The sequence below is a fragment of the Algoriphagus namhaensis genome, from assembly GCF_042649705.1.
Taxonomy (GTDB): domain Bacteria; phylum Bacteroidota; class Bacteroidia; order Cytophagales; family Cyclobacteriaceae; genus Algoriphagus; species Algoriphagus namhaensis.
Genome location: NZ_JBHRZS010000007.1, coordinates 893,356 through 912,136, shown reverse-complemented (window position 1 = coordinate 912,136; position 18,781 = coordinate 893,356). Strand labels below are relative to the sequence as shown.

17 protein-coding genes are annotated in these 18,781 nt (G+C 35.0%); all 17 read right to left on the bottom strand.

Annotated elements, in window-relative coordinates; translation table 11 throughout:
- Positions 1–99: 99 nt before the first annotated feature.
- Complete coding sequence (locus tag ACFOSV_RS12265; protein ID WP_377906306.1) at positions 100–744, bottom strand: sugar transferase; 645 nt, start codon at positions 742–744, stop codon at positions 100–102.
- Entirely contained in the window at positions 741–1,883 is a 1,143-nt protein-coding gene (locus ACFOSV_RS12260) for a DegT/DnrJ/EryC1/StrS family aminotransferase (protein WP_377906305.1), read from the bottom strand. The genes ACFOSV_RS12265 and ACFOSV_RS12260 overlap by 4 nt, the downstream gene beginning before the upstream one ends.
- Positions 1,884–3,104: 1,221 nt before the next feature.
- Positions 3,105–4,259: a glycosyltransferase family 4 protein gene (locus tag ACFOSV_RS12255; RefSeq protein WP_377906304.1), complete on the bottom strand. Its 1,155-nt coding sequence runs from the start codon at positions 4,257–4,259 to the stop codon at positions 3,105–3,107.
- A 171-nt stretch (positions 4,260–4,430) separates the two neighbouring features.
- Positions 4,431–5,201 carry a 3'(2'),5'-bisphosphate nucleotidase CysQ gene (cysQ, locus tag ACFOSV_RS12250; RefSeq protein WP_377906303.1) on the bottom strand — a complete coding sequence of 257 codons (771 nt, stop codon included), beginning with the start codon at positions 5,199–5,201 and terminating at the stop codon, positions 4,431–4,433.
- 115 nt (positions 5,202–5,316) lie between these two features.
- Complete coding sequence (locus ACFOSV_RS12245) at positions 5,317–5,697, bottom strand: GxxExxY protein (RefSeq protein ID WP_377907304.1); 381 nt, start codon at positions 5,695–5,697, stop codon at positions 5,317–5,319.
- A gap of 40 nt (positions 5,698–5,737) precedes the next feature.
- Complete coding sequence (gene cysN / locus ACFOSV_RS12240) at positions 5,738–6,997, bottom strand: sulfate adenylyltransferase subunit CysN (protein ID WP_377906302.1); 1,260 nt, start codon at positions 6,995–6,997, stop codon at positions 5,738–5,740.
- Positions 6,998–7,147: 150 nt separating this feature from the next.
- On the bottom strand, positions 7,148–8,053 hold the full coding sequence (gene cysD / locus ACFOSV_RS12235) for a sulfate adenylyltransferase subunit CysD (protein WP_377906301.1): 906 nt from the start codon (positions 8,051–8,053) through the stop codon (positions 7,148–7,150).
- 36 nt (positions 8,054–8,089) lie between these two features.
- On the bottom strand, positions 8,090–8,683 hold the full coding sequence (gene cysC / locus ACFOSV_RS12230) for an adenylyl-sulfate kinase (RefSeq protein WP_377906300.1): 594 nt from the start codon (positions 8,681–8,683) through the stop codon (positions 8,090–8,092).
- A gap of 1 nt (position 8,684) precedes the next feature.
- Positions 8,685–10,442, bottom strand: a complete 1,758-nt coding sequence (locus ACFOSV_RS12225; RefSeq protein ID WP_377906299.1) for an SLC13 family permease — start codon at positions 10,440–10,442, stop codon at positions 8,685–8,687.
- A 196-nt stretch (positions 10,443–10,638) separates the two neighbouring features.
- On the bottom strand, positions 10,639–12,108 hold the full coding sequence (locus ACFOSV_RS12220; protein WP_377906298.1) for a capsule assembly Wzi family protein: 1,470 nt from the start codon (positions 12,106–12,108) through the stop codon (positions 10,639–10,641).
- Between the two features lie 106 nt (positions 12,109–12,214).
- The gene (locus ACFOSV_RS12215) at positions 12,215–12,943 is read right to left on the bottom strand and encodes a WecB/TagA/CpsF family glycosyltransferase (RefSeq protein ID WP_377906297.1); all 729 of its coding nucleotides are present in this window, start codon (positions 12,941–12,943) and stop codon (positions 12,215–12,217) included.
- Positions 12,925–13,779 (bottom strand): putative capsular polysaccharide synthesis family protein, encoded by an 855-nt coding sequence (locus tag ACFOSV_RS12210; RefSeq protein WP_377906296.1) that lies wholly within the window; start codon positions 13,777–13,779, stop codon positions 12,925–12,927. Before ACFOSV_RS12210 ends, ACFOSV_RS12215 begins: the two co-directional genes overlap by 19 nt.
- Complete coding sequence (locus ACFOSV_RS12205) at positions 13,776–14,861, bottom strand: glycosyltransferase family 4 protein (protein ID WP_377906295.1); 1,086 nt, start codon at positions 14,859–14,861, stop codon at positions 13,776–13,778. Before ACFOSV_RS12205 ends, ACFOSV_RS12210 begins: the two co-directional genes overlap by 4 nt.
- Complete coding sequence (locus ACFOSV_RS12200; RefSeq protein WP_377906294.1) at positions 14,858–15,967, bottom strand: glycosyltransferase; 1,110 nt, start codon at positions 15,965–15,967, stop codon at positions 14,858–14,860. The genes ACFOSV_RS12205 and ACFOSV_RS12200 overlap by 4 nt, the downstream gene beginning before the upstream one ends.
- 16 nt (positions 15,968–15,983) lie before the next feature.
- A complete protein-coding gene (locus tag ACFOSV_RS12195) occupies positions 15,984–17,069 on the bottom strand; it encodes a hypothetical protein (RefSeq protein WP_377906293.1) in 1,086 nt (361 codons plus the stop codon).
- Between the two features lie 18 nt (positions 17,070–17,087).
- A complete protein-coding gene (locus tag ACFOSV_RS12190) occupies positions 17,088–18,005 on the bottom strand; it encodes a polysaccharide pyruvyl transferase family protein (protein WP_377906292.1) in 918 nt (305 codons plus the stop codon).
- Positions 18,006–18,044: 39 nt separating this feature from the next.
- Positions 18,045–18,779 carry a sulfotransferase gene (locus ACFOSV_RS12185; protein WP_377906291.1) on the bottom strand — a complete coding sequence of 245 codons (735 nt, stop codon included), beginning with the start codon at positions 18,777–18,779 and terminating at the stop codon, positions 18,045–18,047.
- Between the last annotated feature and the right edge of the window lie 2 nt (positions 18,780–18,781).

Genomic DNA, 18,781 nt, shown 5'->3' with positions numbered 1-18,781 from the left:
GGCAAAATAACTATCTTTTGAAAATTTAGCAAGAAATGATTCTTTAGATAAAATTTTAACAAGGAATCCTAGGATTATTTCGCCAATTGGAATTTCATCTTAAGACTTTAACCTGACCTCGAGCTTCCTAGTATTGCTCCCTTGTCCTTGAAACTTTCCAACGCTGACATGACCATGTTGAGTCACCCCTTTTCCAGTGATCACATTAAAAAATGTCTTGACAAGAATCTGAAAATCAAGGAGAAAAGTTAGGTTTTCCACATACCACACATCAAAATCAAATTTCTTTTCCCAAGTAATTGCATTCCTTCCATTTACCTGAGCCCAACCTGTAACTCCTGGCCTAACTCTATGCCTTTTTGCTTGAGTGGGGCTGTAAAGTCCTAAATACTCACGGAGTAAAGGCCTAGGGCCTACCAAACTCATATCTCCGCGAATTACATTGATTAATTGCGGAATTTCATCTAATGAGGCTTTTCGAATCATTTTTCCAAAAGTACCCAAGCGCTTGTCATCCGACAGTAAAATTCCGTCTTCATCCACCTCATCAGACATGGTCTTAAACTTGATAATCTTAAAGCACTTCCCATTCAAACCCGGTCTCCATTGGTAAAAAAAAGGATGACCTGAATGGTGAACAAAAAGAGCTATAGAGAGAAGAATAAAAACAGGGCTAAGGATCAAAAAGAGGATCGAAGCAACAAAAATATCGAGCGGTCTTTTAAAAACTTTCTGATAAATCACTTATAAATTGATTTCACAAGAGTTGACTTGATCAAATTAACAATTCTTTCCTGGTCATCTAGGGTAAGGCTCACTGAACTAGGCAGACAGAGACCATTGTAAAATAGATCTTCTGAAATTGTACCACCAAAGTAAGGCATATTCTGAAAAACGGGTTGGAGGTGGAGAGGCTTCCAAAGAAACCTTGTTTCAATATCTTCTTTTAAAAGACGTACTCTGAGCTTGTCATTTGTCGTTCCTGCCTTTTTAGGATCAATAAGTATGGAGGTAAGCCAAAAATTAGAATACGAAGCAGGGGCTTCATTTTGGAAAGAAATGCCATCCACATCAGCCAGAAGCATACGATAAATCCTATTGATCTTCCTTCGCTTCTCCACAAAACTATCAAGTTGCTCCAGTTGGGCTAAACCAATTGCAGCGGCCATATTATTCATTCGGTAATTATACCCAATCTCTAAATGCTGGTAATATGGCAAGTCCTCTCTTGCCTGAGCAGAAAGGTATCTTGCCCGCTGAAGCAGTTGAGTATCTCTTGAAATAAGAGCTCCTCCTCCCCCTGTGGTAATAATTTTATTTCCATTAAAGGAGAAAATACCAAGATCGCCAAAAGTCCCGCAAAACTGACCATTTATCTGAGAACCAACAGATTCAGCTGCATCTTCGATGATGGGTATATCATACTTTTGAGAAATCTCCAAAATTTCTTTCATCCTAGCAGGCATACCGAAAAGATGAACTACGACAATTGCTTTTGGCTTTTTTCCATTGGCAATTCGGCTCAAAATCGTATCCTCTAAGATCTCAGGACAAATATTCCAACTGTCCCTTTCACTGTCCACAAATATAGGTGTGGCACCAAGGTAAACGATTGGATTAGCTGAAGCACAAAAAGTAAATGACTGACAGATCACTTCATCCCCAGATTCTACCCCTAATAAAACAAGTGAAAGGTGTAAGGCAGAAGTGCCAGAATTCAGGGCAACGCTTTGATGTGATTTAACTTTTCTGGACAGTTTGTCTTCAAATTTCCCAATAAACTCTCCATAAGTAGCAAGGTGACCTGCTTCTATGGCTTGACTCGAGTATTTTTTTTCATTTCCATCAAATACGGGAAACGAAAGTGGAAGATTAAACGACATTCTTATTCAAAGAGGTGCAAATAAGTCTTTTAAAGCTAATTCTTAATGGATCAAAAACCAAACCACAAATGTCAATAAACAAAAAATGACCTATAAAATAGGTCATTCGAAATGCTGCAAAAAATTCATACTACTTGGGCTTTAATGAAAATGTTTTAAAAATGAGCTCCACCAAGATCAACAATGAATTGTTCGGCGAATACAAGGATTTGAATTAGACTGGAATCGTTCGGTGATCCTGGCCCTGCGGGATTTTCGGTTTTGGAGTGATTTGCAAACCCGTAAAGAAAATGACTTGGCTTCCGAGGGATCGAGGGAGACCCAGTCATTTTTAGGGTGGCAAAGCAAGACAAAATTCCGCTGTACACTAATTTTAAGGAGACTTCAAAAGAGACCAGCGGGAAGAAAAGAACGAGGCCAAGACTTTTGGATACTTTTGGTCTTCAAAAGTATCAATGGAGAAAAGAATCGAGGGCGTTAAAAAAGGTCAGTAAGGGACAAGGATCAAATCAAGGCCTTTCCCTTTTAACGAAGCTTCTCCTTCTTAAAATCGGCTTCACCTTATAAAACAAGACGATTGGAAAGTATCTAATTTCATAGATTGGGGCACGATCTGTACAGAGATTCAAATAGCGAAAAATTCAATCTTGACATATAATTAAATGGTTCTATCACCCCTTTAATGAAAAGCTCCTTGAAATAAGTACCATGAAAAGCTGTGAACTACCCTGCACCTGAGTCAATTTTTTGAATATAATTAAAATTTTTCGGTGATCCTGGCCCTGCGGGATTTTCGGTTTTGGAGTGCTTTGCAAACCTGTAAAGAAAATGAATTGGCTTCCGAGGGATCGAGGGAGATCCAGTCATTTTTAGGGTGGCAAAGCAAGACAAAATTCCGCTGTACACTAATTTTTAAGGAGACTTCAAAAGAGACCAGCGGAAAGAAAAGAACGAGGCCAAGACTTTTGGATACTTTTGGTCTTCAAAAGTATCAATAGAGAAAAGAATCGAGGGCGTTAAAAAAGGTCAGTAAGGGACAAGGATCAAATCAAGGCCTTTCCCTTATAACGAAGCTTCTCCTTCTTAAAATGGGCTTCATCTTCGATTACAAGACGATTTGAAAGTATCTAATTTCACAGATTGGAGTTCGATCTGTGCAGAGATTCAAGTAGCGAAAAAGCAGTCTTGGGTTCTGATGAAATAATGGGAAAAACAAAAAATCTAATTCAAGTTTATACGGCTTTCTTTCAGCCCCTCTCTATCCACTTCAATTTTCTTTTTGGAGCTTTTCTTTTTTCTTTGGGAAAGAACTCTTGGTTCTTTGTGTACCTTTTTCTTGACGTACTTAACAGAGATTTGATCTAATCTAAATCCCAAAGCCAAAACAAGTACACTGATTACAGGAAGGGCTATATGATCTGATACATCCTTCATCAGCAACACAAGCCCAATAAAAGCAAGTTGCAAAGCGCCTAAAAGAACGGCAACTCGATCATGCTTAAGCCCCATACGCATCAAGAAATGGTGCACATGGCTCTTGTCTGGAGTCATCGGGCCTTGACCTCTTCTGATCCGCCGAGTAAAGACTCTTGCCATATCGTATAGTGGGAAAAGCATCAAAGCTATCCCTGCAGTAAATGTCGGTTCAAATTTAAGGAAGGCCCCATCTGGAAGTGCTGCATTATTTTCCATAAAGGCAATAACCAAGGCTCCCATAGTAAAACCGAGCGTCAAAGAACCTGTGTCTCCCATAAAGATTTTTGCAGGATGCCAATTGAAAAACAGAAATGCTATGATTCCGCCCAGGAAGGTGAATGAAATCAAAGCGTAGCTTTCCAGACCTTGGAATACAAACCATGTTCCCAGACAAGAAAATATAATAGAGGCGATAGTTCCAGCTAATCCATCCAAGCCATCAATAAGATTAAAGGCATTGGTCAATGCGAGAATCACAAATGCCGAAAAAGTATAGCTAATAATGAAGTGCAGTTCCCCTATTCCAAGAAATCCATGGAGATCCTTAATCCGAATATCCGAAACCACTACGACAAGTAATACAGCCACGAGCTGTCCCAGAAGCTTATGGGAAGCTTTAAGCTCCACCATATCATCCCGAAATCCAACAAAGAACATCAGGGCAATAGCGCCAAGCAAGTATCGAATATCAGGGAGTGGGAACTGCCATGCCCAGATGGCCAGAGACACCGCAACAGCAGCAAATATGGCAATTCCCCCCATGGAGGGAATAAACTGTTTGTGGATTTTGCGACCGCCTGGTGCGTCTCCAAGCTTTTTTCGCTTCAGTACTTTGATTAGTACCGGCATGGTCAAAAAAGTAACCGCAAATGCGATTAGGGATGCGTAGAAAAAGTTCATATTCTGTTAGTTTTAAGGACTAAACTTCAAAAATCGTACTTCTTCGATGAAAAATTAAATTTTTTATAGAAAAAATGACTATTTATTATCAAATCGGAAATTAATAGTGATAAAATACAAAAATATAGTGATGTAAAATATTTTTTATAGTATCAAATTACTCATGCAAAATTATGGCTTTTTTACTCCTGAGCAAATGAACCAAGGATTTAGTAAATTCTCTTTGTTGTAACACAATGGAGTATTCTCAGGCCATTTGAGAATTTCTCCACCACAGGCAAGAACAACTCCATGTGCTGCAGCCGTATCCCATTCCATAGTTGGAGCAAAACGAGGATAAACTTGAGCCTTTCCCTCTGCAACTAACAAAAATTTCAAGGAAGACCCCATGGAAATCACTTCGGCTTGAGGATACTGATCAATAAATTCTTGGGTCTCAGGACTAAGGTGGGACCTGCTTGCCACAATGGTTTTCACATTGCTTTCTAACTGATTCAATAATTGGATTGGATCGTTATTTTGTTCCTTCTTCCAAGCTCCCTCTTCATGATTACCCCAATATAACCAGTCCAAGACAGGTGCATAAACCACACCCATAATGGGATTACCATCATGGATCAAGGCAATATTTACCGTAAACTCTCCATTTTTCTTGATAAACTCTTTGGTCCCATCAAGTGGGTCCACCATCCAGAAATATTCCCAGTTCTTTCTTTCTCGGAACTCAATATCCTTACCTTCCTCCGATAAAATGGGCAAACCAGTTTCATTCAAAAAGCCCAAAATGACTTGATGTGCCGCCTGATCCGCTTTTGTTAAAGGTGAGTTGTCTCCTTTGGTCTGAACACCAAAATCAGCCGTTTCATAAATTTCAAGAATAGCTTTTCCGGCTTCAATTGAAGCCTTTTTAGCTAGGGAGGTTAATTCTTTTAAATTAATCATGTTGTATTACCACAAAGTGCACGAAGAACACCAAGCTTTATTTTTGTTCTAATTTTCAAGCAAAATAACTCCAGATTTTTTTTAGTCACATTTACAAAAAGAGAGTTAAGAATTTTTAGAGGATCACCCTTTTTATTCCATTTTTTAAAAGTTTGACATTGAAATTGATTAATAGTCCCAATTTCTTTTTTGATAATTTTAAATATGTCAAAACTTGCGCTAAATGAATGGGATGTAATTCATCTACTGCCTTCAATTCCACAATTATTGATTCCTCTACCAATAAATCAATTCGATAACCAGCATCCAGCTTAATACCATCATAAATAACTGGCAGTGCCACTTGGGATCTCACCCTCAACCCCATTTTTTGCAATTCATGAGCAAGACAAATTTCATAAGCATTTTCTAATAGCCCAGGGCCTAGAGTCTTGTGAACTTTGAAACAGGCATCTAAAACTTTTTTAAAAATTTCTTCTGTCTTATCAATCAAAATCAATCAATCTTTGTGCCCTTAGTGAGCTTCGTGGTTAAACTTAGATAATCATTCCCGCACCTACTGTCTCGTTGGTATTAGGATCAATTAAAATAAGAGAACCTGTCATTCTGTTTTTTCTGTACGAATCAAAGAAAACGGGTTGAGCAGTACGGATAGAAACCCGCGCAATCTCGTTCATTCCGATTTCTGAAATATTCTCAATTCTATGAAGCGTATTCACATCCACCTTGTATTGGATTTCTTTGATCATTGCCTGGCATTCCTTTGTAGTATGCTTCAAGATCATTTTATTCCTATTCTGTAAGGTTTTTTGGTTCATCCAGCAAACCATTACTTCGAGATCCTGCTCTACATGAGGCTGGTTATTGGGACGGACGATCATATCCCCTCTTGAAATATCAATTTCATCTTCCAAAGTCATCGTCACCGACATGGGAGCATATGCCTCTTTAATCTCTTCACCGTTTAATTCGATAGTTTTGATTTTACTCGTGAAACCAGAAGGCAAGACTTTCACTTCATCTCCTGGCTTAAAAATCCCCCCATCAATTCTGCCAGCATATCCTCTAAAATCCTGATATTCCAAGGTATGCGGACGAATGACCATTTGAACTGGGAATCTGCAATCAATATGGTTAAAATCAGATGCGATATGGACATGTTCCAAATGATACAAAAGTGTTGAACCTTCATACCAAGGCATATTCTTGGATCGATCCACCACATTATCTCCCTTCAATGCGGAAATAGGCACAAACTGCACGTCCTTAATGTCAAGTTTACTTGAAAAAGCCTCATAGTCTGAAACGATCTTATTGTAAACTTCCTCAGAATAATCAACAAGGTCCATTTTATTCACACAGACGACCACGTGAGGGATTTTCAATAAGGATGCAATAAAGGAATGTCGGTAAGTTTGTTCTAACAATCCTTTTCGAGCATCTACCAAAATGATGGCAAGGTTGGCGGTGGAAGCTCCTGTCACCATATTTCTAGTATATTGGGTATGACCAGGAGTATCAGCGATTATGAATTTTCTTTTTGGGGTAGCGAAGTAGCGATAAGCTACATCAATGGTTATTCCCTGCTCTCGTTCGGACTTTAAGCCGTCCGTTAATAGTGATAAATCAACATAGTCGAAACCCTTCTTTTCTGAGGAGGTTTTTACCGCTTCAATTTGATCCTCAAAAATCGATTTAGAATCATAAAGCAAACGTCCGATCAGTGTACTTTTTCCATCATCTACTGATCCTGCAGTTGTAAAGCGAAGTAATTGATTATTTTCTTGTATTGACATTCTTTTGTAATTTCTTCTTAGAACTAATTGGATATCGAAGTCATTTCGACCCGGAACGAGGAGAAATCTCTCCATTTATTTAGCTTCTCTTATTGCAAATGGGATTTCTCCCTTCGGTCGAAATGACCTTAGAATAGTTTTCAAATTTCTCTAAAAATACCCAGCCTTTTTTCTATCCTCCATCGCTGTTTCTCCTCGTTTATCATCTGCTCTCGTCCCTCGCTCTGTTGTCCGGGTAGTGGCCACTTCTTCAATGATTAATTCTAAGGTGTTAGCTTCAGATTTGATAGCGCCTGTAATCGGCATATCGCCACAGGTTCTATATCTTACGGTGAGCGTATGAATTTCCTCTCCCGGTTTTAAGGGGAGAAATTCTGATTTCGCTAATATCACCTCATCGCGAATCACGCATTCTCTCTCATGTGAGAAATAAAGGGATGGTAATGCAATATTTTCTTCCTTGATATACTGCCAAACATCCATTTCCGTCCAATTTGAAATAGGAAAAACCCGAAAATGCTCCCCGTGATGTTTCCTTCCATTGAAGAGATTCCAAAGTTCAGGTCGCTGATTTTTTGGATCCCACTGTCCAAATTCATCTCGATGGGAGAAAAAGCGTTCTTTTGCTCGAGCCTTTTCCTCATCTCTCCTCGCTCCTCCCATGGCAGCATCCGTTTTCAATTCTTCCAGAGTATCCAATAAAGTCACTGTTTGGAGCGCATTTCTACTAGCATTTACTCCAGTTTCCTCTCTTACGCGCCCCTTATCGATACTCTCTTGAACAGAGCCGACCACTAATTGTACACCTAATTCTTTCACCAAATTATCTCGGAATTCAATAGTCTCAGGGAAGTTATGCCCTGTATCAATATGAACTAATGGAAATGGAATTTTAGAGGGATAGAAAGCCTTTTTCGCAAGATGCGCAAGGAGTATACTGTCCTTACCTCCAGAAAAAAGTAAAGCAGGTCTTTCAAACTGAGATACTACCTCCCTAATAATGAAGATCGCTTCCGCTTCAAGTTCTTTGAGGTGCGATAAATAATATTGTCCCATAATTTAATTTTCTGGGTTTAACTATAATAAATAGGTTTAAATAGATATTTCCTTTTTGATCACAGACATCACTCGATTCACAGAATGAGAAAGCTCTTCTTGATCAGAATGAATATGGACAAAAGGATTTTCAGGCTTTTCGTAAGGCGAATCAATGCCTGTAAAATTTTTGATGATTCCCTTCCTGGCTTTTTGGTAGAGACCTTTTACATCACGTAACTCACAAACCTCCAATGGACAATCCACAAATATTTCTAAAAAATTATCAGTGCCAACCAAATCTGCGATCATTTGCCTTTCAGCCCGAAATGGAGAAATAAATGCGGAAATAACCAATAGCCCAGCATCCATCATCAGCTTTGCCACTTCTGATATTCTTCGAATATTTTCAATTCTATCTACATCTGTAAATCCCAAATCCTTATTCAAGCCAACACGAACATTATCTCCATCCAATAAATAGGTATGAAACCCTTGCTCAAAAAGACCAGCTTCTACAGCATTCGCTATGGTTGATTTACCTGAGCCAGATAATCCCGTGAACCAAATAAGTTTCGGGGTTTGGTTTAAACGTTTTGTTCTTAGCTCCTTAGAAACTTTAAAAACGCTTGGGTGAATATGTTCTCCCATTTTAGAAGTAATAATAATTGATAAAAAGAAGTACTGTGATCGAATAAATAAAGGTTAAAGGTAACCCAATTCTAGTATAATCTGAAAATTTATAGCCTCCAGGTCCCATCACCATCAAATTGGTTTGGTAGCCAATGGGTGTCATAAAATCCGCACTTGCCGCAAAGGCTATGGCAACAAAATATGGGGTCAAGGGTAAGCCTGATTGCCCTCCCAACTCAAGGGCAATTGGAAACATAATTGAAACAGCGGCTGCATTGGTAATTAAGGAGGTCAAAGCCAGTGTGACTAGAAAAAGAATACCTATACCGATCATTGGGGTCTTATCCTCAAGAAAGAAATTTAAACTACCTACTAAGTATTCAGATGCCCCTGATTTTTGTATGGCCACCCCTACTGCCAACGCACATACCAGAATAGTTAGTAAGTCCAAATCGATTGAATCCTTAATTTGATTTATATCTAGTATCTTAAAAATTAACATTCCAACGATACCTATCAATGCAGCCACGAACAAATCAATTAATCCAAATATTCCCAGTAGCAAGATTAGAACTGCCAGTAGACTCGGGAAATTACGTTTCAAAGAAAATGAACTTTCTATCTCACCTGATTTAGATAAAGAAATCAAATCTCTATTTGAAACGTGGGTATTAAAATCATTTGCACAGAGCAAAAGCAACAAATCTCCCTCCCTCAATTTAGTAGCCCCAAGATTTTCTTTAACCTTTTCTCCTTGTCTGTACACTGAAATCACAGAAGCTTTATATCTATCCCGAAAGCCCAATTCCTTCAAAGATGATCCAACCAAACGACTCCCTGAGGGAATGACCGCCTCCGTTAGAGAAGAAAATCCGTTGTGATGAATATGACTCTCTTCTGGGAGTTGTAGACCATTATCCAGATTGATTAATTCTAAAATCGATTGAGTATTTCCGGCAAAGAACAATAGGTCATTTGCTTGGATCAGACGATCAGAGGATACAGCAGGTATCACACGCTCTCCACGCATTATTTCTACCAAGAACAAGTCTTTCAAATGCCTCAAACCAGCTTCTTCTATAGTTTTTCCTATAATCGGAGAATCTGGAGATACTATGGTTTCCACCAAATACTCATTCAAATCTTCTAGAACTTTTTCTTTCCTCCCGCCATACTTTGGGAGAAATTTATCAGAGAAAAAAGTGAGATAAAGTAAACCCAAAAATGAGATGATTAAGCCTAAAAACAGAAAATCTGAGTAAACGAGGGAGGGTAAGCCAGACTGAATCACCAATCCATTTAAAACCAAATTGGTAGATGTACCGATTATAGTAATCATCCCGCCTAAAATCGTAGCAAAGGACAGTGGGATCAAAAATTTGGAGGGTGATAGGTTTTTATGCTCTGCCCAGTTTTTCACAAAAGGGATCATAAAGGCAACAACAGGCGTGTTATTCAAAACGCTAGACAGGCCTGAAACTGTCAACATCATTCGTAGCCGGAATTGAAAAGGAGAGAGTGATTTCTGGAATAGAGCAAAAAAGAAGCCTTTACCAAGATTACGCTGAATCCCTCCTGTAAGCACAATTAGAAGGAAAATTAGAATAATCTGCTTATTAGCGAGTCCTTGTAAAAGGTCTTCAACTTTTATTATCTGAAGCCCAACAAAGCAAAATACAGCAGCTAAAAATGTCAAAGATGGCCTAATCCAATTCCTGAACAAGGAAAAAATTAGAGCAAGGATAATCAATCCTGTAGCTAAGATACTAAAAGTCATAAATTAATTTTAAAGAGTATTCTTTTGCCACAAAAGTAAACCACTAAGCTCTCCAAGCACCCAAGCTAATCTCACCTTATTCCTTCATCTCTCGAACTATAATCCCTTAGCGCTCAGTCTCTTTTTCCATTGTGGAGACCCTTAGTGCTCTTGGTGGTAAAGAAACTTAGTGCCCCTCGCGCTCTTGGTGGTAAAATCAATCCCTCTTATTCCAGAAATAAATCAGGCTAGCCTGCGCCATGACACTTGTTAAATTCTCCCCTTTAGGGAACTCAGGTGTACTCGCCGGATCCAACTGCCATTGGTAGTTTCTCGCATGGATGATTTGGAGCTTGGAGCTAAGCAAAAGATTATCGAATTTCTTATCGTAGAGAAAGCCGAGAGAGAGATCGACCCAGGGTTTACGCTCAGTGAATTGGAAAAGAGCTTTATAATAAAAATCTGGGTCATGATCCAGCCTTTCAAAAAGAACACCCAATTTGTTATAACCTTGAATTTTTGAAACTTCGATAGTTTGAACGTTTGAACCTAAACCTGTACCCACACCTAGAGCTTGACCATTATTGGTGAAACCCCGGGCTGAAAAATGAGTATGCCAAGAATTATTTCCCTTTAAACCTCGATATCTTATGTATCTATTTACTGATTCTTGTTGATGAGTTATTTCTGACCTTACCTGAATAAATTCATCAGAAGAAGAGATCCTGAAAAGTTTGTTAAACCCAAAAATGAATGCTCTCGCATGTTCAGGGTTTAAGACAAATTCTCGCCATGAAAAATTATGGTCCCTCTTGCCATATTCAAAATAAACCTCTGCTAGTGCCTTTTTTGAAACGTACTTTCCAAAAAATGTAACTTGTTGATCCCGACCATTTGAATCAAAATCAACAGTATTACCGTCTTCAAAAAAATTCTTTTTCTGAAATCCTTCAAAAACAGGAAGCCAATCAAAAAATGTATTGCCTCTCAATCCATTATACACTTGGAAAGTTCTTGTAAAACCCACCGTAAGACCTGAAATCCATTTGGGTTTATAGGATAACATAAAGGCATTTAAATACTTGAAATCTCCATTAAATGCTTTGAAATAAATATCATTCAACTCTTGACTAATAAGAGGTGATAAACCTGAATCTTTTAAGCTCCCTATAAGTAAATGTGCTTCGAACTCTCCCAGAAAAGTTTTAGCAGGTTTCATTGTATTAATAGAAATATGTGGAAAACCTTGGGCGCTATTAGAAAACGTAAGTGCATTCCATTGTCCTGGACCCCACCAGAAATTTTCAGTAGAAATTTTTAGTTCGAATGCACCGTAGTTAAAGGCAACTTTACTTTGACCCCACCATAATTTCGCTGTAGCCCCAGGTCCAAAATATTCAGGGTAATCTCCCCTATTCAACGTATGGAACCTATCAAGATTTTCCTGATCTGAGTAATCCCCCGGAAACCCATCAAATCGACCATTGGTGGAAAAGTAAATTTCAGGTTGAAATTTGACAGTCACAAATTTCCACTTTGTTTTAACTCCTGAAGAAATATATTGTTGAAAACCTACATTTGGGTTTAGCCCATAATCATTCCAGCCATACGGCCTACCTGAATTAACCCTTAACAAAGAATGAAGAGGTAATAAGTCAACCTCTAAGTCTTTGTAATCGAACAACATTTTATTGGAATAAATAAGCGAATCACTAAGTGAAAGAGTCACAACAGAAAACAGACGATCCCCGTAAATCTCTTGCGAAAGGCAAAAGTTACCAATTAATAGAAGGCTAAATAGACTTAAGCTTTTCTTTAAAAATATCCCAAACATACAACGGAGTTGATACTAAATTTCGCTTCCATAATCTTTTAGGTTCTTTCATGAACCTCGGCAACCACTCAAGTCCCAAATTAATCCAAAATTGACTAGGCCTTTTAACCGTTCCTGCATAAAAATCAAATACAGCACCAATTGAAGCTGCAGCACCGAAAATCAATTTATTTCGGTTTTCAAATAACCATTTTTCTTGCTTTGGAGCAGTCATTCCAATAAATAAAAAATCAGGCCTAAAATTATTTATTGCATTCCTCATCTCACAATTATCTTCATTTGTGAAAGCAGGTCTAAAGGGAGGAGACATACAACCAAATGAAATATTAGGAAATTCAAGGCTACATTTAATTTTGATTTTTTCTAAAACTTCTTGCGAAGAACCAAGGAAAAAACACTTTTTCCCTTCTTGGTTTGCTTCACTCATCATTTTCACAAACAAATCAAATCCTGAAATTTTATCTATTGACTTACCATTCAAAACTTTAATTCCCCAAACAATTCCCACACCGTCAGGAACAAGAAAATCACAGGATATTAAAGCCTTTTTAAAAAGTTCATCTTTTTTTGAAATAATAAATGAATGAGGATTAATAGTGTTATAAACTAATCCTGATCTAGTAGAATCTATTTCCAGAGAAGTTGATATTCGGAAATCAAAAAAATTAATTAACTTGTTTTCACCCATTTTTTCCTAACCAATTTAATCCGATCTGAATAAAATTTTTTATAGAATTTCGTTTCAATAATTTCTTCAAAAATATCTTCTTCCAACTTAAATTGTTCTCTAATTTGTGAATAGGCGGAGGAATAGTATTTATTATCTCCAACATTAAAGTCTTTAAGATTTGCGTTATCCTTCGAAAGAGATAATTCATTGGCTACCAAAGGCCAAGCCTGTTGCAAATCTTCAAGTCTTAAAAAAATAAAAGGAAGTTCCTTTAAAATAACACACGGAGAATTTAATTCAAGTCCAAATACATCAATGTCAAAAAATTGTTTAATCTCAGTGGCAAACCAATTTTCAAGCTCGTAACAAATATTTGCAGTGCAATTCTCCTTTAAAATTTCTAGAGAAGCATCAATGTTTATTTTCAAATTGGAACTCTCCACCCGGTTTTTATAAAATTCAATATTCTGGAAATAAGATGATACAAATCTAGAAATTGGTTCTCTGATAACCGTAATAACAATCAAGTTAGTCCGATTCCTAATTATTTTTTCATGAAGTATTTCAGAAATAATCAAATGTAAGGGTAGTGATTTTCTGTCTGACTTTAAATGTTCCTCTTTGGATTGTCCAATTCCTAATTTAGATATCCGATGGACATGGTATATCGGATTTTTAAGATTTTTCTTTAAATTAAAGTATAGAGATGAACTACCAACTTTCCCTGGTGTAAGTATAAGAATAATAGGTTTGTCAGAAATTTTAAGCTGAAAATCAATAAAACAGATATAAAAAAACCTAACCAGCCAACCAAAATATTGTGAAGCAAATCTTCTTAGCCTAATTCTAATCATATAACAGTTTCAACAATTTTGGCAAAATTATTAATAAAGATTTCTTCCCTAAACTTCAACTCGAAACTCTTTCTTGCCTCTTGAGAAAACCTTTGTAAAATGTATTTATCTGAGAATAAAAAACTAATCTTATCAACATAGTGACTAGGATTATATTCCGGAATAATAAATCCATCATTCCCATGATTTACTATATCCTCTAAAGCACCTTCATTTGAACAAACAATAGGTAAACCAAAGCTAAAAGCCTCTAATAAAACTAAAGGAAAACAGTCCTCCCTACTAGGATACAAAAACAAAGACGCCCTAGAAAAGACACCCCACTTATCTGAACCATATAAGGCACCATAATAAGTAACTCGCTCAGAAAGTCCAAAAGAATTAATCCATTCATAAAGTTTTCCCTTACTTATTTCCGCCTCATCACCAACTATATCTAAAAAGAAGTCTATACCAACTTTCTTCAGATTATAACAAATCTCTAATAAATCAAACACTCCTTTTGATTCAACAAGATTTGAAACAAATAGAATTCGAAAATTTGGTTTATTTTCCATAGTAAATTGACGGGAATAATCTTTAATTCCATTCGGGAGAAAGAAACAGTTTTTTTTCTTTACTAAAGGAATATAATATTTAAGCAAACTATGACTAAGCAAAATAACTTTAGAATTATTCAAAATTAGATTATGATACCAAATACCAAATTGCGATAAAGACTTTTTATGAAAACCCTTATTATGAAAGTGAAGAATAAAATTCACCTTCAATAATTTAAGAATTAAAATATACAAAGAATCTTTAATGAAACCCATACCATGTGTAGAACAGGTAAAATAAACTAGGTTTGGCTTCAAACGAATAATGTTATAACAATTTTTACAGAATTGAAAAAAAAACCTTAAAATTTTAATAAGACTAATTTTTCGCCTCTCGGAAAAATACTTCGTAGTACCAATTGAATAATAAAATTTTAAAAAATCATTTTTACGATCAAAATTAAACTTAATTATAAGACCTACGGTTGAAGCTCCATGAACAGGCGGTGGAAGATGCAAAAGAAAAATTATTTTTTTTTTCATAAATCCTTAAGTAACTTTATAATCTTCTCTTTAAAAGTAAAAGGCATTAAACTAGGTCTTAGTTGAATAGTAGAATGAAGATCATAAAAATCATTTATAATAAACATATTGATCAAACTTATTAATTCAATCTCATTATAAGGATCAAAATCGGCACCATTCAATCCATTCAGCAATGTTATTGCACCAGCCTTGTTTGAACATAATACAGAGCATCCACCCAATAACGCCTCGTTAACTACTGCACCAAATCTTTCAAAGGTACTTGGTAAGATGAACAAATGAGCTATAGAGTACCAGGCATAAAGCGGCTTTCCCTCTAGCCGTCCCATGAACAACACTTTATCCACTAATTTAAGATCATCAACTAATGTTACTAAATCTTGTTTTAGAGGACCATCACCGACAATTATCAAAACAGAATTATCATTATTACTTTTTGAAAAGGCCTTTACAAGAAAAAAAATATTCTTTACTTCAACCAAACGACCAGTAAAAAGAATAATTTTTTTTCCAAACAAATTATATTTCGTCAAATAGGTATTCGCTACATCCAAACTACTTCGAATTTTACTTCTAAAAGCTTGGTCCTCATGAATAATAGGAAAGTTCAACATTTTCATATTACTAACGAAGTTTAATCTGTGCCATTCACAAACTTCTTGACTTGCAAAAATAACCCCATCGATACGTTTTAAGAGAAAGTTGCGAACAAACAATCTGAGTCCTTTCCTTTCCACGGCATTCGCTAAACTATCATCACAAATAGTGTAAAGTTTAAACTTTTTGTTACTAATCCAATAATATATATATGCCAATAAAGTAACTTGACCAAACTCACTACATATGATTATATTGGGTCTGTAATCAGAAATAACCGGAAAAACCCCAAATCGAATAGTTCTATTGAAAATTCTAAATCCATTATTAAGAAAATATTGTCGAAAAGAAATCTGACTTGTCAAATATTGCTGATCAAAATTCTGATCAAGAACATTATTATAATAAAAATAGAATTTACTATCAAAAGTAGAATTTATAAAATTAAAGAAATCAACCCTATAAGGAGCTAATGAAGGATGTAATAATAGCAATTTGGAATTCATAGCAAATTAATCTATATCAAACTAGATACAAACACTTCTTCATATTCAACACTCTAGTATATTCCATCGAAAGAAGAAAAAATAAAAAAATAACAGGAGCATAGATGAAAACATTATCGGTAAAAAATAAACAATTCAAATAGACAGAGAATAAAATAGCTTTTGAATTATTCCTATAAAGGAAAACAAAAAAAGAGATAAAGACAAATACACCATATTCATAAAACAATTTAAGAACATCATTATGAATTAATGAAATCCCAATATCGTAAGATAATAAACTAATCCGAGCCTCAGCAGCACCAAAACCAAAAAGAATTGGAATTATATTTAAACCCTCATAATTATCAAACAGCAAACCATATACAGTAGACCTCCCCTTAGTAAGAAACCCAGGACTAAGATTAAAAAATTCTACAGAAAAATCAAAAAACCAGTCAGTAGTAATGACATAACTAATTAAAACCCAAAATAAATTAGAAAGAATAACCAACAATGACATATTTTTCAATTTATCCAATCTCAAAATAGAAAATAAAATGGTTATAAAAAGACTAATGAAAACAATTCTTTTAAAAGTTAAAATAACTACAATGACACTTAAAACAAAATAGGTTTTATTTTTCACGTAAAAAAAGTAAATCGCAAAGAAACCAAAAATAAATGAAAAAAGATTTGTCTCATTTGATGATGTCTCTGATTTCAAAAATGAATCAACAGACAACGATAAGTTAAAATCAAATCCAGTTTTTATAAAAAAAGAAACAAGTAAACAGAGAAAAACAAACCTCGGATAAAAGTTAAAGTTAGTGGTAGAGATAAATGGCAATACTGCGGACAAAATAATAATAGACTCAATCACAGGATAAATTGAAAAATTAAAAAACTGGACAAAATTCAGAAAAACAATAATAACAAATGGGAAAATTAAAGAATTAATACCAATCACTCCCTTCCTAATTTTAAATCTTGATTGAAAAATTAATACAAAAAAAATCAGCAAGGACAAATACTTACCATAAATTAAAAATGAAAATAAATATCCAAATTCACCCAATATCAGAATCAATACTACTAAAATATTTAAAAAGTAATCTCTCATAAAAAAGACCAAATAATATTATATTAAAAAATATTCTTTCCTGATTGCTTTTTGATATGGGAAATTTTGAATAAGGTCATGGGCTATGGAATCCATCACTTCCTTTTTCGGACAAACAAAATTACCATTATTAACTAATTCCATAAAAAATTTAGAAGAATAACTTGAAGGCTCAATTAATAAAGGTGAACTTATGTCTAAATTTACAGATGAAAAATAGTCTAAAAATTTAATATTATCACCACTAAGCTTCCTACCAAATGATACCCACAACGCTGGAATACCATAACTATGTGCTGTAATGATTCCATGCAATGAGCTTGAAATCACATATTCACAAGAACAAATGTCATTTATGGTTTCTTCCACTTCAGCTGAGTTTAAATTAATTACTTTCAACTTATCATTTAACATCAAATTATTAAAAAGATCAAATTCAATCTTATGGGGAATGATTCCAACCATAAAATTATTAGTCTTTTTCGTATTATAAATCTTAGAAATAAGAATCCCAGGATCACCTATGTATTCTGGAGAACTGATCCCCAAATCTCTCAATCTATTTTGGGTATATTTCCCTCGAACAACTAAGAATCTAGATTTTGGGCAAATTTTGTCATTTCTTGAAATGATGCCCGATCCCCAAACAATTGAATATTCATTACTTCTATTAATGATACTTCCCAATCCAAGAATATGATCCTTATTTCGTCGATATAAAAATTTAATAGTATCCTTGATCCCATTTTTTAAACAAATCCTCATAAAAGAAATAGATTTTTTTAAAAAATTTGAACTCGGATTTGAACATGTAGGGTAGATAGAATAGACTTTAACAGAGGTTAGTTTATTTACAATATAATAAGATAATTCATCACCAAAATTATTATTGTTCTTTGATTTACTCCAAAAAAGAAATATAAATTTTTCCTTCATAATATAAAAATGATTAATTTGTATGTGTGGATTAAAGATTTATAAACATTCAATAAATTCCTCAAATTTATACCTCTTTAAGATACTATTAATATTGTCAACCTGTTTTTTGTTTAGATTATCTCTCCATTTGAATCTAGATTCATAGTTTATTTTTGGGCTTTCAAATTTCTCTTTTAAATTCAAAAATATAGATAGTTGATTCAAAATAACTTCATGATTATCAAATAACATTTCATAGTCAATCATAAAAAATCTATCTGGATAAATATTGGCTATTTGCTGCATTTTGATTTTATGGGCAACCCATCTCATTGTACATTTTTCCTCCAATGAAAGATTATCATAAAATTGATAGTTATCGTTCGTAATTCCCAAAAACTCATTCGGTACTGGGTATTTTTTCCAATTATAAATCCAATTCATAACACCTTGATGTCTAAGCATACTTGAGACAGTCGCATGTGGACTTCGTAAAATTCCCACTAAAAAACTGTTCGGAACATACTTAATCAAATAATTTGCTATCCATAAATTCGGGTGACTCTTATCAACAAGAATCTTTTGAGAAAAAAAACTTTTCAAATTGTAATATAGAATTATTAATGGAAGATAAAAATAACGCTTCTTATAATTAACCGCAGCTTGTGTCACCAAAGGAAAAATTGGCCATTTTTCAATATCTACTTTTAGCTCATTGGAAGATTTAAGTATATAACCTAACCAATGAGTTCCTGATCTTCCAGTTCCTACTACAAATATTTTTTTTCTCATAA

What these genes read in the sequence shown, in the direction of transcription:
- cysQ (WP_377906303.1), bottom strand. Translation starts at nt 5,201, where the DNA reads ATGATTAATTTAAAAGAATTAACCTCCCTAGCTAAAAAGGCTTCAATT.
- ACFOSV_RS12190 (WP_377906292.1), bottom strand. Translation starts at nt 18,005, where the DNA reads ATGAAGGAAAAATTTATATTTCTTTTTTGGAGTAAATCAAAGAACAAT.
- ACFOSV_RS12200 (WP_377906294.1), bottom strand. Translation starts at nt 15,967, where the DNA reads ATGAATTCCAAATTGCTATTATTACATCCTTCATTAGCTCCTTATAGG.
- ACFOSV_RS12215 (WP_377906297.1), bottom strand. Translation starts at nt 12,943, where the DNA reads ATGGGTGAAAACAAGTTAATTAATTTTTTTGATTTCCGAATATCAACT.
- ACFOSV_RS12195 (WP_377906293.1), bottom strand. Translation starts at nt 17,069, where the DNA reads ATGAGAGATTACTTTTTAAATATTTTAGTAGTATTGATTCTGATATTG.
- cysD (WP_377906301.1), bottom strand. Translation starts at nt 8,053, where the DNA reads ATGGGACAATATTATTTATCGCACCTCAAAGAACTTGAAGCGGAAGCG.
- ACFOSV_RS12220 (WP_377906298.1), bottom strand. Translation starts at nt 12,108, where the DNA reads ATGTTGTTCGATTACAAAGACTTAGAGGTTGACTTATTACCTCTTCAT.
- ACFOSV_RS12255 (WP_377906304.1), bottom strand. Translation starts at nt 4,259, where the DNA reads ATGAACTTTTTCTACGCATCCCTAATCGCATTTGCGGTTACTTTTTTG.
- ACFOSV_RS12260 (WP_377906305.1), bottom strand. Translation starts at nt 1,883, where the DNA reads ATGTCGTTTAATCTTCCACTTTCGTTTCCCGTATTTGATGGAAATGAA.
- ACFOSV_RS12225 (WP_377906299.1), bottom strand. Translation starts at nt 10,442, where the DNA reads ATGACTTTTAGTATCTTAGCTACAGGATTGATTATCCTTGCTCTAATT.
- ACFOSV_RS12205 (WP_377906295.1), bottom strand. Translation starts at nt 14,861, where the DNA reads ATGAAAAAAAAAATAATTTTTCTTTTGCATCTTCCACCGCCTGTTCAT.
- ACFOSV_RS12185 (WP_377906291.1), bottom strand. Translation starts at nt 18,779, where the DNA reads ATGAGAAAAAAAATATTTGTAGTAGGAACTGGAAGATCAGGAACTCAT.
- cysN (WP_377906302.1), bottom strand. Translation starts at nt 6,997, where the DNA reads ATGTCAATACAAGAAAATAATCAATTACTTCGCTTTACAACTGCAGGA.
- cysC (WP_377906300.1), bottom strand. Translation starts at nt 8,683, where the DNA reads ATGGGAGAACATATTCACCCAAGCGTTTTTAAAGTTTCTAAGGAGCTA.
- ACFOSV_RS12210 (WP_377906296.1), bottom strand. Translation starts at nt 13,779, where the DNA reads ATGATTAGAATTAGGCTAAGAAGATTTGCTTCACAATATTTTGGTTGG.